This window comes from Corynebacterium freiburgense (genome assembly GCF_030408815.1).
Classification (GTDB): Bacteria; Actinomycetota; Actinomycetes; order Mycobacteriales; family Mycobacteriaceae; genus Corynebacterium; species Corynebacterium freiburgense.
On the sequence record NZ_CP047355.1, the window covers coordinates 2,416,005 to 2,431,451 of the forward strand.

Annotated in this window: 14 protein-coding genes; 3 read left to right on the forward strand and 11 right to left on the reverse strand. The window is 51.3% G+C overall.

Annotation, left to right across the window (positions count from 1 at the left end; genetic code table 11):
• Positions 1-58: 58 nt before the first annotated feature.
• The 6 genes from CFREI_RS10875 to clpS all read right to left on the reverse strand — a co-directional run bounded on the left by CFREI_RS10875 (position 59) and on the right by clpS (position 4,235).
• Positions 59-829, reverse strand: coding sequence for a hypothetical protein (locus tag CFREI_RS10875; protein ID WP_027013547.1), 771 nt, complete (start codon positions 827-829; stop codon positions 59-61).
• A 136-nt stretch (positions 830-965) separates the two neighbouring features.
• A complete protein-coding gene (locus CFREI_RS10880; protein WP_027013548.1) occupies positions 966-1,787 on the reverse strand; it encodes a hypothetical protein in 822 nt (273 codons plus the stop codon).
• A gap of 14 nt (positions 1,788-1,801) precedes the next feature.
• Complete coding sequence (locus tag CFREI_RS10885; protein WP_420834539.1) at positions 1,802-2,419, reverse strand: rhomboid family intramembrane serine protease; 618 nt, start codon at positions 2,417-2,419, stop codon at positions 1,802-1,804.
• The gene (locus CFREI_RS10890) at positions 2,416-3,360 is read right to left on the reverse strand and encodes a P1 family peptidase (RefSeq protein WP_027013549.1); all 945 of its coding nucleotides are present in this window, start codon (positions 3,358-3,360) and stop codon (positions 2,416-2,418) included. Before CFREI_RS10890 ends, CFREI_RS10885 begins: the two co-directional genes overlap by 4 nt.
• A 2-nt stretch (positions 3,361-3,362) precedes the next feature.
• Positions 3,363-3,905 (reverse strand): DUF2017 domain-containing protein, encoded by a 543-nt coding sequence (locus tag CFREI_RS10895; RefSeq protein ID WP_027013550.1) that lies wholly within the window; start codon positions 3,903-3,905, stop codon positions 3,363-3,365.
• 21 nt (positions 3,906-3,926) lie between these two features.
• Positions 3,927-4,235: an ATP-dependent Clp protease adapter ClpS gene (clpS, locus tag CFREI_RS10900; protein ID WP_035112572.1), complete on the reverse strand. Its 309-nt coding sequence runs from the start codon at positions 4,233-4,235 to the stop codon at positions 3,927-3,929.
• Between the two features lie 163 nt (positions 4,236-4,398).
• On the opposite strand from clpS, the gene CFREI_RS10905 reads away from it, so the two are divergent.
• The gene (locus CFREI_RS10905) at positions 4,399-5,661 is read left to right on the forward strand and encodes a nicotinate phosphoribosyltransferase (protein WP_240483246.1); all 1,263 of its coding nucleotides are present in this window, start codon (positions 4,399-4,401) and stop codon (positions 5,659-5,661) included.
• A 60-nt stretch (positions 5,662-5,721) separates the two neighbouring features.
• Here the strand turns inward: CFREI_RS10905 and CFREI_RS10910 are convergent, their stop codons facing one another.
• Complete coding sequence (locus CFREI_RS10910; RefSeq protein ID WP_156907818.1) at positions 5,722-6,657, reverse strand: hypothetical protein; 936 nt, start codon at positions 6,655-6,657, stop codon at positions 5,722-5,724.
• 751 nt (positions 6,658-7,408) lie between these two features.
• Here CFREI_RS10910 and CFREI_RS10915 point away from each other — a divergent pair.
• Together CFREI_RS10915 and CFREI_RS10920 are read left to right on the forward strand one after the other, a co-directional pair.
• The gene (locus CFREI_RS10915) at positions 7,409-9,346 is read left to right on the forward strand and encodes an ATP-dependent DNA helicase (protein ID WP_027013554.1); all 1,938 of its coding nucleotides are present in this window, start codon (positions 7,409-7,411) and stop codon (positions 9,344-9,346) included.
• 1 nt (position 9,347) lies between these two features.
• Positions 9,348-10,757, forward strand: a complete 1,410-nt coding sequence (locus CFREI_RS10920) for an AMP-binding protein (protein ID WP_027013555.1) — start codon at positions 9,348-9,350, stop codon at positions 10,755-10,757.
• On the opposite strand, the gene CFREI_RS10925 is transcribed toward CFREI_RS10920, so the two are convergent.
• From CFREI_RS10925 to serB, 4 genes are all read right to left on the reverse strand, one after another.
• Positions 10,754-11,512 carry a YwiC-like family protein gene (locus CFREI_RS10925; protein WP_027013556.1) on the reverse strand — a complete coding sequence of 253 codons (759 nt, stop codon included), beginning with the start codon at positions 11,510-11,512 and terminating at the stop codon, positions 10,754-10,756. The two genes, CFREI_RS10920 and CFREI_RS10925, sit on opposite strands and share 4 nt — an antisense overlap.
• Before the next feature lie 1,035 nt (positions 11,513-12,547).
• Entirely contained in the window at positions 12,548-13,408 is an 861-nt protein-coding gene (locus CFREI_RS10930) for a hypothetical protein (RefSeq protein WP_027013558.1), read from the reverse strand.
• Between the two features lie 59 nt (positions 13,409-13,467).
• Positions 13,468-14,166: a peptidyl-tRNA hydrolase gene (locus CFREI_RS10935; RefSeq protein ID WP_240483243.1), complete on the reverse strand. Its 699-nt coding sequence runs from the start codon at positions 14,164-14,166 to the stop codon at positions 13,468-13,470.
• Complete coding sequence (gene serB / locus CFREI_RS10940; protein WP_240483244.1) at positions 14,147-15,424, reverse strand: phosphoserine phosphatase SerB; 1,278 nt, start codon at positions 15,422-15,424, stop codon at positions 14,147-14,149. Before serB ends, CFREI_RS10935 begins: the two co-directional genes overlap by 20 nt.
• Positions 15,425-15,447 lie beyond the last annotated feature (23 nt).

Here is a 15,447-nt window from a genome sequence, read left to right on the forward strand (position 1 = left end):
ATGACTAGACCCAAAGAATACCTTTTTGGCAAATCCTTTTGCTAAGCCTTACACCCGCTTAAGCGATATACACATAGCGATTCCCCGGAGCCACACATTTCACATATGAGGAATAGTCCTGGCAATGCAATTCCACATAATCATCCTGCTGCGAATCAAATACAAGCACAAGGTGGTCTCCCGCTGCAGGCTCGGTATACGTAGACACATACTCATACTGAACATCCACGGCGAACTGATCCGAAGTCGAACCAGACTTATACACATTAAAAAGATTGCCGGCAGGTAGATTCTGCTTTGCCGCCACATTGACGGGTACCGCCTCAGGCGGCAAATTCGGGTCCTTCGGACGATCCAACGCCTGCAACTGGCTGCCAAACTCCTCCGCTGGGTTATCAGCGCGACTTTCATCAAGATCATCGGATTCACTGGCCGATTCCGCGGTTGATTGCGCCATTTCTTGCGGACGATGCTGTTGGCTGTAAATATACAAAGCCGCCCCACCAGAAAACATGGCTAATAAAAACACCATGGTTACCAAAAACACAACAACACCGTTGTTCTGCTTTTTCGGCTCTTGTGCAAGTGGGGCTGCGGTGTCTATTGCGTCACCTGTATACGCTTGGCTCTGGTTCGGATCAGCCCACTGGTCATAATAACCCTGCACACCGTACTGCTCAGCCGAGTATGCATTTGGGTATGAGTTGGCATCGTAATATCCACCTTGAGCGGCGTATTGACCTTCATATAGATCAGGCGGTGGGGTGGGCGGGAAATAGGTGGTTGGTTCCTCATCTCCCTGAGGTTGTTCATATTGCTTTGAAGTCACAGTATTTGCCCTACAATCCGCACCGATCCAAGGTCACACTCATATATGGCACTTATTGTGCCATGAGTCTTCGTGTATGACACATCACGAGCGCAGTCTAAAGCATAAGCATGAATACACTACTTTCACACGGCCATTAGACGATATACACCACCGCACCACTATCTGCAGTACATGTGACATAGCTGCCATTATCATTGCATGTCAATCGGACCTGACCCTGTAGTGAATCATTCACCGTAATGTAATGCTCGCCTTTGGGCGGATGGAATCCCGCGAATTTTGTGCGGTATTCCGTATGCACCTGGAGTGCAAAGAGTTCGCTTGCACCACCTGCCGTATAGAGCTTAAATAGTTGCCCGTTTGGGTGCCCATTTCTAGCAAAAAGGTTTGCTGGTGTTGCGTCCGGTGGAAGTTCAACATGAACTGGCCGTCCGCTTGCTGGATCAACTTCTCCAGTGTTTGAACCTTCAGCTGGTGGCGCTTCCGGCTCATCTATTTCCGCTGGGGTTTCACGTTCATCTGGTGCTGGCTCGCTATGTTGCTCACCTTGCAGGTTTGGTGTTTCAACATTGGTTGTAGAGCTTTGTTTCGCTTGGATTTGTTGGTTTGGGAACCCAGCATAGAGCACAAATCCAGCAATCCCGAGCAGTAAACCGAGGATAAGCACAAGTGAAAACACCAAAATATAGAGCCCATTTTTGCGCTTTGGCTCGGGTTTTATGTTGTTGGCAGTCTGTGGTGTGGGTGTTGTTTCACCACTGGCGGAGGCATCATAGCCGCCATAGTAGTTGTATTGCTCAATGTTCTGGGGTGTTTGTTGGGCTGGTGGTGGCCCGTATTCCTGTTGCGGGCCAATGTGCCGGGGCCCATTCATTAATGGGGCGAAATATTCTGTGGGTGGGTCTATTTGCTCAATTTGGTCAGTGGGTTCTTCAGGGCCACCTGGCTGGGTCATTATGGGGTCCGTTTCTAGGCCTGTAATTGGGCTTTAGGTTTGGTGTCATCGGAGGTAATAAACCATCCTGCTAGAGCCCCACCGATGCCTCCAAAAAGATGTCCTTGCCAGCTGATTCCTGGTGTTCCCGGGATTACGCCCCAAATGTAGTAGGAGTATGCGGTTGCCAAGATAATGCCGAGGAGTATTTGCATAAAGTTTCGGTTTGCTATGCCGCGGATTACTAGGTAGCTAAACCAGCCATAGATAAGCCCAGAGGCACCAATATGGTTTGTGCCTATCCCACCAAGCAGCCAGGTGCCCATGCCGCCAATAACGGCGGTAATGCTTGTGACTTCCCAAAACACTCGTCTTCCGGAAAGCCCAATAAGAAAGACAAATACAACTCCAGGCATGGTATTGCCCATAATATGGGTCAAATTTGCGTGGAGCAGTGGGCTTGTGACGATTCCGGTTAGGGACGTGATATCCAGCGGGTGAATGCCATAGAATTTCATCCAGCCGCCGGTTGCGGTGTCCAGAAAAAATACGGACCAGATTGCCACAACATAACCAATGGCAAGGCGAAAAGCGACGCCGAATCGCTGTTTCCCTTGGTTGATTGAGGTGTGGGCTTCTGGAACAGATGTCACTTGGGTGCCTCCATGGCGATATCTCGGTAGCTCGTTACACCGTAGCCGGATCTGGCAGCGGTCACGGCGTCGATAATAGCCATGTGCACAACTTCTGCGGCGGCGGTGGACAGTGCGACCATGTCATCGAGGGTAACGCCGTCAGCAGCGCCAGTGGATAGTGCAAATAAGGTGTCGCCATCCAGTGGGGAATGCGCTGGGCGAATCGCGCGCGCCAATCCATCATGTCCGACCATTGCCAAACGTTTCGCCTGCTGCTTTGTTATCGGCGCATTCGTTGCCACCACCCCAATTGTGGTGTTGAGTTTGGTTGCTAGGGGTTGTAGCGCCCGAAACGCCGCAACGTCCACAGGCGCAATGCCCGGCGCGCCCCACAATGTTCCATCGCGCGTATCGACGACCGCCCCCACCGGGTTCGCCACAATACCTGCGGCAACCACATACTTACCAACCTGCATACTTGCCTGCCCAAACCCGCCACGGAGTGCGCCAGCTGTAGCACCACAACCAGCTCCAACGCTTCCCGAAGACATATCTGGCAAACCATCCAATGCCGCACACACTGCTGACTGTCCATCGAGGGCGCTCGGACGATGATTCGAATCCCCCACAAGAAGATCGAAAATCACAGCGGCCGGAACAATAGGAACAATAATATCCCCAATAACCGGGAACCCAATACCGCGAGACTCCAATTCCCGCATTACACCATCGGCTGTTGCAAGCCCATACGCCGAACCACCAGAAAGCACGATTGCATGCACTTGCTGGACCGTATTATGCGGCTCAAGCAAATCCGTTTCCCGAGTTCCGGGCCCACCACCTCGAACATCAACCGCGGCAGTCGCACCATCTGGTACGACCACCACCGAAACCCCAGTATCACCCAAACTTGTATGCCCAAGGTGCAGGCCGGGGACGTCGATAAGAACACCACTCATAACTACGGCCCCATCATGGCATTGAGTAACGACTCCTCATTGTAAGCGAGCCATTCCAAAATATTCTGTCGGTCCTGCTCCACTGCCTCACCACCGCGCAACTCACCGCTGGCAATAAACAATCGAATGTCATTAAGCCCATACAACCATGCACGAGCCTCTTGCTCATTCGCCTGCACCTGAACCCCACCATCAGGGCCCAAGGCATGCGAAATTACCTGCAGATTCTCTAGCTTTGCGCGGCAAATATCGTTTTCATGCAGGGAACGTAGGAGAGCATTATCCCCCTCGTATTCCTCATCACCCTCACGTTCGAAATCCGGCAAAAGGCGCGCAAGTGAAGGATCCCTCGGCGCCTCCCGATGCCCGCTCGGCATCCCTGTTAATTCCGCCAAATCATCCTTAGGAGCGCTCCGACAGCGATCAATCAAAGCCTCAGCCACAATCGCCGCATACTCGCCAAGGACCTCGCGCTCCATAGGATCAAACGTGGCAATATACTTTGCGGCCCGCATTAGGCCTTTCTTTTTCCGCCAATTAGCCATTCTTTACTATCCAGTTCTTTGCTATCCGGCCTGTTGCATAGTGGCCCAAAGACCAGCGACCTGCAGCTTTTTTACGTCTGCTTCCACTTTGTCACGCTCCCCAGAACTGACTGCTGCTTTCCCCTCAGTGTGGACCTGCATCATTAATTCATGGGCACGTTTCTTGTCATATCCTAAAACGGTATGGAAAACATAAGCGACATAGCTCATTAAATTCACGGGATCATCCCAAACGATGCACATCCAAGGCAGGTTTTCGCTTGTAGCAACATCGACTTCGATCTGCTCATCAAGCTCCGGCATCGCCATTGGGGCGGACGGGGTACTCATCGCGTTCATGTGGACTAGATTAGTGGCTTACTACAAATTATGCTGTGCACCACCGGGCTCATGACAAACGTCTAGAATGGAAGGCGTGAATAACGCCACACATGCATCATCTATTCCGCCAAATCGTTCGAGCGCATTTCTGACCGATAAATACGAACTCACCATGCTGCAAGCCTCCCTTGCAGATGGCACAGCACACCGGCAATGTAGCTTCGAAGTCTTTGGCCGGCGTCTCCCTAATGAACGCCGCTACGGGGTTGTGGCCGGCACGGCACGCGTCCTGCGCGCCGTCCGAGATTTTGTATTCACCGACGAACAACTCGCCGACCTCGACTTTTTAGATGAGCGGACCCTAGAGTACCTGCGTAACTACAAATTCCAAGGGCATATCGATGGCTACCGCGAAGGCGAACTCTACTTTCCGTACTCACCACTACTTACTATCCGCGGCACATTCGCTGAATGTGTGATCCTAGAAACCGTCATCCTTTCGATTATGAATTCGGACTCAGCGGTCGCTTCCGCTGCAGCCCGCATGGTAACCGCCGCCGACGGACGTCATATCATTGAAATGGGCTCGCGACGCACGCATGAATACGCCGCCGTTACCGCCTCGCGCGCCGCCTACTTGGCAGGGTTCGACGCCACCTCCAACCTAGAAGCTGCCCATCGGTATGGCATCCCCGCCTCCGGGACCTCCGCACACTCATGGACACTGCTCCACGTCAATGAAGACGGCACCCCCAATGAAGAAGCCGCATTCCGCAGCCAAATAGAAGCTCTTGGCGTAGAAACAACTCTCCTTGTAGATACCTATGACATTGCCCGTGGTGTTGAAACAGCAATTAAAGTAGCAGGCCCCGAACTTGGCGGCGTGCGTATCGACTCCGGCGACCTCGGTGTACTTACCCGCCAAGTACGCCAACAACTCGACTCCCTTGGTGCCCACAACACTAAAATCGTAGTCTCCAGCGACCTCGACGAATTTACTATTGCAGGACTCCGAGGCGACCCTGTCGACGTATTTGGCGTAGGCACCTCCGTAGTCACAGGTTCAGGCGCCCCAACCGCAGGCATGGTATACAAACTGGTCGAAGTAGACGGCATGCCTGTATCCAAGCGCTCCCGAAATAAAAAGAGTGTTGGTGGTGCAAAACGAGCCCTCCGCGCACACCGAAACTCCGGTACTGCAGTTGAAGAAATCGTGTATCCATTCCACGCTGAAAGCCCCAATATTGGCACCCTTAATGCCCACGAACTCACCGTGCCTTTTATCCGCGACGGCGAAGCAGTTGAAGGCCTACCAACCCTGAAAGAATCCCGCGACTACCTGGCAAAACAACTTGTCACCCTACCGTGGGAAGGCTTGGCCCTATCACGCGACGAACCCGTTTTAAACACACGATTTGTTGGCTTTGAACAATAACAATCTTTAGTACATGGCTTGGTGCCTTACATGCCTTTGGTGTTTTACCCCAGGCTAGTTTCAGCGTGTTTGGACTGGGGTACGCTTATCACGCTGAAACCCGGCCCACAGTGATACACAAAAACCACTTAGCCCAAGCACTAGCCACATAATCAGGGCAGACCCCGAAAAATCCCAGACCATTGGGATTGGCTTATTCGCATCCGCATATTCAAAACCAATGCCAAACGCGACGGCAAAGTAGACGAACGCGGCCGTTGCAAGTGTAAAGCACGCAGCAATAAATGTACGGCGCCAACGAGCCCCTTGGCTATAAAGCGCGGCGCCAACAATCACCACTGTGATTGCAAGAGGCGCAGTGTACTGAGCCCAGAAGAAATTCCAAGACACAAAACCTAGAATGACCCACACCAAAAGCGTCATGCCTGCCCCTCGGTCCCCAACCAAAGCCGCGCACATTTCTTGCAGACGCCACGTACATCCACGCCTCAGCGCGGCTCGGGCAATACGGCGGCGCTCTTGCCTGGAAGATGCCTCGCTAAAGCACCTACCCCAAAAAATTACATCCGAACTGGCCATATTGAGCTCCGCCAAACGAAACCAGAAATACTCACTACCACGAAGTCCTGCCCGAGATACGTCCCACGAAATAGACAAATACGCCATACCTAGCACGCAAACCACAAAACTCAATGGAACAAGCGAGAATATGATAGGCGAATCAAATAAAAAATGATCCCCTGAAGGGGCGTAGAACAAAGGATTGGACACACTACTGCCAGCCAAAAAAGCCAACGCCATAACAAGACGCGGCACAATTGGATGGCTAAAACCAAGAAAAATACCCGCAAGAACTACCGGAATTAGCAACACAACTGTAAGCGGAAACAATGCCAGCGAAGCGATAGCAATCCACGCAACGAATCCCAAAAGGATTCCACGCTCACCTAAAAGTACCCCACTAAAACCAAGAAACCCTGCACCTAATTTGGCCATTGCGCCTTTGGGCGATAAACCCCCCTCCTCGGCCTTTGAGTCAACTACAAAATTTTCTGGCACTATCTCTGAAATTTCTAACACCTCATTGCTTAACCCAGCACACTCTGACGGAATCTCCACATTCCGCCCACACACCAACCTAAACAATATATTCTTTTAGCACTAGAGGAGAGTTGGGATTTAAGTGGTGGTGTAGCAGGTGGGCACCGCTTGGTATTAGGCACCGCTTGGTGCCGGAGCTGTAGAGCAGCCACCGAGTGCGCCGGGCAACCGGGCCACCGAGTGCGAGCCGCAAGAAAAGTGCAGGTCAACGGGCTGGGTGATACAAAAAGGGCAACTTTTTCAAAAACTCCTCCCTTTTGTACCAATCGCCATTTTCTGACCTGCGGTTTTAGCCCGGCCAATGATACAAAAAGGGCAACTTTTTCAAAAACTCCTCCCTTTTATATCAAAAGCGAAGCTCGTAATATATTCCGCCACTCCTCCCGCCACTCCTTCCGCCACTCCGTGACAATTCACAACCAGGAAACTAAACACAACGTAGGTAATCTTTCGTCATTGCGATACACCCTAGCCATTCCCCCTCACTGCCAACCTTTGCACCTCAGCGCATAGTGGTTTTATTTAGATGTTATCTGGCGCGCGGTTATTGCATCCCCACCCCCTTGCCCCTCTGGAAGGCACTTGTTACGCCCGAAGGTTCTACAATGTGTTAGCCGCTCCCCTGTTTGTTGTAGAAAGTCCGCCCATGTCTGATCAGTCGCTCACGCCTTCAACTGAGGATCTACTCGCGGCAGCTGTCGAAAGTATTGGCGGGCAACCACGTGCTGGACAGCTTCGCATGGCGCAGGCAGTATCAACCGCACTGGATATCGAACGGCATTTGGCAGTTCAGGCTGGCACAGGTACTGGTAAATCGCTTGCGTATTTGGTTCCTGCAATTCGTTATGCTCAGGCGACGAATTCTACTGTGGTTGTTTCAACCGCAACGATTGCACTGCAGCGTCAGCTCGTCGATCGTGACCTCCCCCGGCTTGCCGACGCCCTGGAGCCACTGTTGGCACGCCGCCCAACGTTTGCCATTTTAAAAGGGCGTTCGAATTATCTTTGCCTTAATAAAATAAGTCATATTGACGATGAGCCTGATGCGTTACTCGATGAATCTGAAATTTCTTGGCTTGGCCGAAATGTAAAGCGCCTTTACGAATGGTCACAGGAGACTGAAATTGGTGATCGGGATTCTTTAGAGCCGGGGGTTCCGGACCTCGCTTGGCGTCAAGTCAGTGTGACTGCAAAGGAATGTTTAGGGGCTCCGCGTTGCCCTCATGGTGAAGAGTGCTTTGCAGAGCTCGCCCGCAGGCAAGCCCAGGATGTGGATATTGTGGTGACTAATCATGCGCTTCTGGCTATTGATGCACTCGCCGATATCAATATCTTGCCAAAACACGATGTCGTTATCGTAGACGAAGCCCACGAACTTGATGGTCGGATTACTGCAGTAGCCACATCCGAAATAACCGCCAATTCTTTACAGTTATCTGCAAAACGCGCAGCAAAACTGGGAGCCGATACTAAACTCACCGAGCTTGCCGAGGAATTCGGCCTATTGGTGAAACAACTTCCCAATGGCAGGTGGGAATATATGCCGGACGGTGTTACTGGCCCATTCACTGCCCTAAGGGATACGCTGTGGTCCTTAAAAGTTGATATAGGTCGCGTTCCCGAAGGCGAAGCAACATCGGATCCAGAAAAACACGCTGAGCGGATTAATTTAGCCAATCACCTAATGGACCTCCATGAATCTTTTGTTCGCATCGAAGAAACTTTTGCGGAGCACGACGCCGCCAAGCAGCGGGATGTGGTGTGGTTACATGACGGCACACTAAGCGTTGCGCCACTTTCAATCGCCGGGATTTTGCATACCCGACTATTTGAAGAGAAGACGGTTGTTTTAACGTCGGCGACACTCAATATCGGCGGAAATTTTCAGGCAATGGCTGCAAGTTGGGGATTACCGAAAGGCAGCTGGGACGCCCTCGATGTTGGGACGCCCTTCAATCCGGCGAAAAGCGGAATTTTATATATTCCTCGTCATTTACCTGATCCAGGGCGCGACGGCCTCCACCAAGAGACACTTGATGAAATCTTTGAACTCATAATGGCCGCCGGCGGACGAACACTTGGGCTCTTTTCATCGAGACGAGCCGCCGTACAAGCCGCCGACGAGATGCGAAGACGTTTGCCATTTGACGTGCTATGTCAAGGCGACGATGCAACTGGCGCACTCGTCGAACGCTTTAGCAAAAATGAAAATACTTGCCTCTTTGGCACGCTGAGCCTTTGGCAGGGTGTTGACGTCCCCGGACGCTCCTGTTCACTGGTGATTATCGACCGAATACCTTTTCCAAGACCAGACGATCCATTGCTACAAGCAAGGAAAGAAGCCGCTGATGCTGAAGGCAGAAATGGCTTTATGGAAATTGCAGCAACTCATGCCGCCCTGCTTCTTGCGCAAGGAACCGGACGCCTATTGCGGTCAGTGACTGACCGCGGCGTTATTACGATCTTAGATCGTCGAATCCTAACCAAAAGATACGGAAACTTTTTACTTGCATCCATCCCAGCCTATTGGCGCACTACCGATCCAGATGTAGTGCGAGGCGCTCTAAACCGGCTCGTTACCTAATATGAATATTCCAGATTGTTCACTTCCCGAACTGATTTTTGAGCGGACACTCCCCCAGAGAATCGCCATACGCGATCCACGAAGAGATGTTCGATATTCCGAACTGGCATCCGAGGTTCGGCACATTGCTGCTGCACTTAAGGCTCGTGGCATAAAGCCAGGCGATGTGGTGGCATTACATCTACCCAATAGCGCCGATTACGCCACAGCCTTTCATGGAGCGCTAAGCTGTGGGGCCGTCGTCACGCCAATTGCCACGTATGCAACCGAAGCCGATATTGCAACCCAATGCCAATTCACAAAAGCACAGCTGATAATCAACCCAAGCGATATGCCTGAACTGCGTGAATTCCCCGAAGTCTGGGCTGGGGAGTACCCTGATGGGCAACAATTGGCGTGCCTGCCTATGAGCTCAGGAACCACCGGATTGCCCAAAGCTGTGAAACTCACCCACCGAAACCTGGTGGCCAACACCTTGCAGTTTTCCCAGGTAGTGCCACTTAGAGGAGATGAAACCTGCCTGGCGGTCCTACCGCTAACACATATATACGGGCTGACCGCACTAATGAATACTCCCCTATTCCTTGGGAGCCAGATTGTAGTTGACTCGTTTCAGGCTGATCGGTTTATAGAAACCCATGAAACTCACAAAATAAATGTCACTTTTATTGCACCGCCACTGGCGAGGCTGCTTGCCACGCACCCCAAAGTTGAATCGACGGATTTTTCTAGTCTTCGCACAATTGTTTCCGGCGCCGCGGCCCTTAATCCGCACATTGGAAAAATCGTAGAACAAAGAGTCGGTGCGAAAATCTACCAAGGGTACGGCATGAGCGAAGCCTCACCAGTGACTCACATCGCACAAAGTACAAAAACACCGCTCGATTCCATCGGCTCACCTCTCCCGGACACTGAAGCGCGGATCGTTGATACCAAAACCCTGGAAGATACTGAGTTAGAAGGTGAACTTTGGGTTCGCGGGCCACAAATTATGCAGGGGTACCTTCACAATTATCAGGCAACTGCGGCTACCATCACTGCCGATGGCTGGCTTCGTACAGGGGATTTAGCAATCCGAAACGATAATGAATTTTATATTGTTGATCGGATAAAAGATCTTATTCTCTCCCACGGATTTCAAGTTTCCCCAGCAAAACTGGAGAAAATACTTATGAACTGTCCAGAGGTGGAAGATTGCGCAGTAGTCCGCGGCTATGCACCAAATGGAGAAGAATGGCCAACCGCAGTAATTGTTGGCACCGCTACACAAGATGAGGTAATGGAGTTCATCAATAAACGGGTAAATAGGTATGAACGCATCCGAGAAGTGCGCTATGTATCGGAAATTCCACGCTCAGCTGCGGGTAAAACACTACGCAAAGACCTTGTACTTGATCGGCGCCCTAATTAAGCAACACTTACTGCAAAAACAATAGCGAGTAAAGCAGCGGTTGAAAACATCTCACCAATGCCTATATCCCGAGGTGACCAGGCACGCCTAGAACCTGCAGAATGCGGCACCCACCAGGCACGGAAAGCAAATAACGCAAAAATCACAATCCCCCACCACGGGGAAAGTTTTATAGCAAAAAGAATAGCCATAGCTATAACACAAAGAATGTGATACGCCACAGACCCAAAAAGCCAATGGGCATCCCCTTTTTTACGAATGAGAGTCTTTACATATGGAATTGTCCCGCAGAAATACATGGCCATAATCAAAGTGGGCACCCATACATCACGAGGATTACCACCCGCAGCAAAGAACGCCACAGGAAGCATCGCGCAACTAGCCAGGACGGTGGAGATGCCAGAAAGAAGCGAGCGGGGACGGCGTCGATACGCTTCCCACACAGCAACCGCAACCAGCGGACCAAAAACAAATGCGAACCAAAGGAGGGAGGGTTGCAACAATACAATTGCAAGGCTAAAGCAAGCAGATACCCCACCATAGGCACCTAATGCAGGAACGTATCGACGCCGCCGCGGGCTGCGGACTTTCAAAAATAGCGACAGTGCGAAAAATGCAAAGTATCCACTCATCCATGCGATAAACAGTGGGACTTGAATCCACGAAGGCCGCAGAATCACCCCTACAATAATCGGAACGAGTACCATGACCCAAGCGCCGTGCTGATCCGGCACCCAGCCATTCTTCTTTTTCATAAAACACCGCCAAAACCGTAGAAATTCCACATTCTAGTGTAGCGCCCCCCTTAGTTGAACCTAATATCCGCACGTAAAACGCCACACCAGAACCGACCCCAATTTGCCGGACTACACTATACGGGGTTTCGGACTGGCTTGACCTTTTGAAGAAGCTTTGCGGTTGGCCTCGAGGACTCGGCGTGATTGGCCTCGAGGACTCGGCGTGGCTGGCCTCGAGGACCCGGCGTGGCTGGAGTGATTTTTGGGGCCATTGGGGCTTGTGCGGTTGCGATGCCCCGGATTCCACCGGGAGGAGCTGGTGAAGGGCTGGTTTTAGGCTGGGTTTGACCTGGTTTTGCTGGTTTTTGTCCGGTGGTTTGGTTGCGGACATCCGGTGACCTGGGATTTGGTTGGGGCTGATTGGCCTTTTTGGGTGCTGGCCGGTCTTTTCAGGTGCTGGTTGGGCGCTGGTTGGGCGTGTTGTCACAGATTCCATTTTTTCGGCGGATTTTATGGAATCTGCGACACGATAGGTAGGGAACCTGTCACAAATTCCATTTTTTTCACTGTTTTAATGGAATCTGCGACAAACCCCAGGTCAACAGTTGTGTGCAATGTTGGCTGCTGTCGCAAATTCCATTTTTTCAGGCGATTTTATGGAATCTGCGACACTCGACATGAAAACATCACTAGTTTGATAGGGTGGGCCTATCAAACCGCAGGGAAAGCGGCTCAAAGGCTCGGGAAACCCTGGATTTCCAGCCAACCCACCCCGAAAATCAGGCAGATCTGACACACCCCACCACCCAACAAGGCAGATTTCACATCACCCACAACCCGCCACCGCATTTCCCCAGATCACACCCACAAACCAAGAGCCCACAACACAAATCTGCCTACCCCGGCCTTTTCCACACCGGCCAACCCTGCTCCAGCCCAAAACCAGCACCATCAAAAACCATAAAACAAAACGCCAGCCCAACTTTCGCAGGTGAAATTGAAAAACCCAAGTAGCAACGATCACCACTTGGGTAAAATTCATATGCGCAGACTTTAGGGCTGTGGTGGGAATGGGGGGTCCTGTGGACCGGGTCCACCAAATCCAGGTTGCTGCGGTGGATATTGCGGTGGGTATTGCTGTGGCGGAAGTTGCTGGGGCGGCATTTGCTGTGGGTACGGCGCGTTCATGGCAAATTCGCCGGTGACAGAGCTCCGGAACGCCAATGTGCTAAATAGTGCGCACAATGGGACTGCGATAATCGTGCCAAATACCACGGCTTGACCAACAGAGTTAATTACCACGCAAAACAACATTGCTAAAAATGTTGGACCTGGATTGGCCTTAAACATTGCGATTGAAGCTTTCAATGCGCCTTGTAAGGTTGGGTTTTGCATGTTAAGTACTGCAGGGTAGGCAAAGAACAAGTAAATCGCCGCAACTATACCTGGGATAAAGCACAGCATATAGCCGATTCCTATGATGAGGCCGACTACAAAAAATGTAAGTATCGGCAGCCCAGCACCTCCAAAATTAAAAAATGAAGAAACCTTTATTGGTTGTCCATTAAAAGCCATGGCTGCGCACCGATAGGTAGCAACACTTTGTAAAAGAATCACAAAGAATACTAGCGAGAAGATGACCGCTATAAAAATAAAAAACCCAATGCCCGCACTGCTACTCGCAGCAGGCTGCGCTGCGGGGTCATATATCCCGCCACTTTGTGGGCTGGTATTCGCCAGGCTGAAAATACCAATAAAATAAATGCCAAAAAGAACAAGGAAAATCACAAGATAAATGAGCGCGGCCAGTACCCATGGGACTGGTGCATTCATAAATGTTTTCCAACTTTTTTCGAGCGTTTTGCCGATATCGACTGGCGCCCAGCGCGCATCTTCGATTCGCAAATCATTCATCTGATGGAGTCCTTTCAGAAAGTTTCGGATTCCAGCCTACTGATTTACATACCAAAATTTCAGCATAAAGCGATAGCGGTCACAGTTCCTGGCGTCACTTCTGTAAAACCAGCGTCGCACACCAGTACCGCTTCCGGACTTTTTGTGTGAATCTGAAATTCGACTGAGTTAACCTCGCACACCTGCAAAGGAAATCCTTGATCGCACCAACCACTCATCTGGGACTCGCTCATATGTGCGGCTAAAAGCATAGCTGCATGCCCCGCTTGCGCAGCAGCCTTTCCCACCGTCATACCTAGCCCAGCATTAAGCAGCACACATGGGCGTTCCGTGGGTCTTTGCACACCCAATGCGGCAATATCAGTACCGCTGATCTGCAATTTCTGCACCACAGGATGCGTATCGACGACCGCGCTGGGCACGCAGGCACGGGCGTAACCGACCGTAACACCTGGCACACTTTGCACCCTTTGCCAATGGCTATTTCGTGCCCGGCGCGTAATTTTCCGAATCCGAGCTCCGTACCAAGTATTCAGGGACGATCGAAAATCATCATTGGGAAGGAGACAACATGCCAACACTGCGCGGGCCGCATCCTCCAAAAGCACTTGTCGAGTTGGTGGATCATGCTTGGGAATATTAAGCACAATTGGCATCGCCCAAATAGTCGAAGGATCATCCTCTTTTTCGAAGCCAGGTCGTGGGGACAGGCATGCCTGAAGCCTGCGGTGGGCGTCGTTAAGACTGGAGTGGGACACGCCGGAAACTACCATCTTCGAGGTCAGCTTCATCAATTTCTTCGCGGGAAATACCCAGGATGTATAGGACCTCGTCAAGGAATGGGTAATTCACCGAAGCATCTGCAACCTCCCGTAACGCAGGCTTTGCATTAAAGGCAATACCCAACCCGGCTGCCGAAAGCATGTCTATATCATTCGCGCCATCACCCACAGCCACCGTCTGGTGCATAAGTAAACCAGAATCCGCTGCAAATTCCCGCAAAAAATCAGCCTTTGCAGCACGGTCAACGACCTTCCCAATCACCCGGCCGGTAAGCTTGCCGTCTTCAATCTCCAAGGTATTGGCACGGGTGTAATCCAGCTCGAGCTCCTTAGCTAACCCTTCCAACACCTGAATAAACCCACCCGACACCACGGCCGTTTTATAACCCATACGCTTTAATGTTCGGATGGTTGTCCGGGCACCAGGAGTTAGCTCTATTTGTGCGGCAACCTCATTAATAACCGAAGCATCCAAACCCTTGAGTGTGGCTACACGCTCCCGCAAAGACTCCTCAAAATCCAACTCACCGCGCATAGCGCGCTCAGTCACCTCAGCAACCTCGGCCTCTTTACCGGCGTGCGCCGCCAGCATCTCAATCACTTCACCGGTAATCAAGGTGGAATCACAATCAAAACAAATTAACCGCTTCGATCTACGAACTAGTCCAGCACGTTCGATTGCAATATCGACGCCAATCTCTTGCGTTAAAAGTGCAAGAGCTTTACGAAGACTCATCCCCCCGCCAGGCTTTGGGTCAGCCACCGTAACTTTTAATTCCAGTCCGGTCACCGGATAATCCGCAATCCCCCGAATCGTATCAATGTTCGCACCGTAATCTGCCAGTGTCTGACCAATACGGGACACGTGAGCAGCCGTCACCGGATCACCCAACACAACTACCGCGTGCGTCGATAATGGGCGAGTGGAGCGTAAATTCTGGACCACCTCAAGCGTTACACGCTGCCCATAGGCATGAAGCGTATCAGTCAACCCTTCCCGTAAAACTTCGGCTTTATCTTCTTTTAAACCAACAAGCGCAGCCAGATTCAATCGACCACGAAACTGCGATTGCTCAACATCAAGCAATTGCACGGCATACGAACTCAGTACCCGGAAAAACGCCGCAGAAACACCTGGACGGTCGGCACCAACAACCGTAATCACAGCCGGAACAAACCCTTGGGAAAGATTCACAGTAATGTCTTGCGGAGCAGCAGATTCAAATTCAAGCACGATGGTTATTCTTTCACGTTTCT

Coding starts and splice junctions, on each gene's coding strand:
- CFREI_RS10880 (WP_027013548.1), bottom strand. CDS start 1,787: ATGACCCAGCCAGGTGGCCCTGAAGAACCCACTGACCAAATTGAGCAA.
- CFREI_RS10890 (WP_027013549.1), bottom strand. CDS start 3,360: ATGAGTGGTGTTCTTATCGACGTCCCCGGCCTGCACCTTGGGCATACA.
- CFREI_RS10895 (WP_027013550.1), bottom strand. CDS start 3,905: ATGGCTAATTGGCGGAAAAAGAAAGGCCTAATGCGGGCCGCAAAGTAT.
- clpS (WP_035112572.1), bottom strand. CDS start 4,235: ATGAGTACCCCGTCCGCCCCAATGGCGATGCCGGAGCTTGATGAGCAG.
- CFREI_RS10905 (WP_240483246.1), top strand. CDS start 4,399: ATGCTGCAAGCCTCCCTTGCAGATGGCACAGCACACCGGCAATGTAGC.
- CFREI_RS10910 (WP_156907818.1), bottom strand. CDS start 6,657: ATGGCCAAATTAGGTGCAGGGTTTCTTGGTTTTAGTGGGGTACTTTTA.
- CFREI_RS10915 (WP_027013554.1), top strand. CDS start 7,409: ATGTCTGATCAGTCGCTCACGCCTTCAACTGAGGATCTACTCGCGGCA.
- CFREI_RS10920 (WP_027013555.1), top strand. CDS start 9,348: ATGAATATTCCAGATTGTTCACTTCCCGAACTGATTTTTGAGCGGACA.
- CFREI_RS10925 (WP_027013556.1), bottom strand. CDS start 11,512: ATGAAAAAGAAGAATGGCTGGGTGCCGGATCAGCACGGCGCTTGGGTC.
- CFREI_RS10930 (WP_027013558.1), bottom strand. CDS start 13,408: ATGAATGATTTGCGAATCGAAGATGCGCGCTGGGCGCCAGTCGATATC.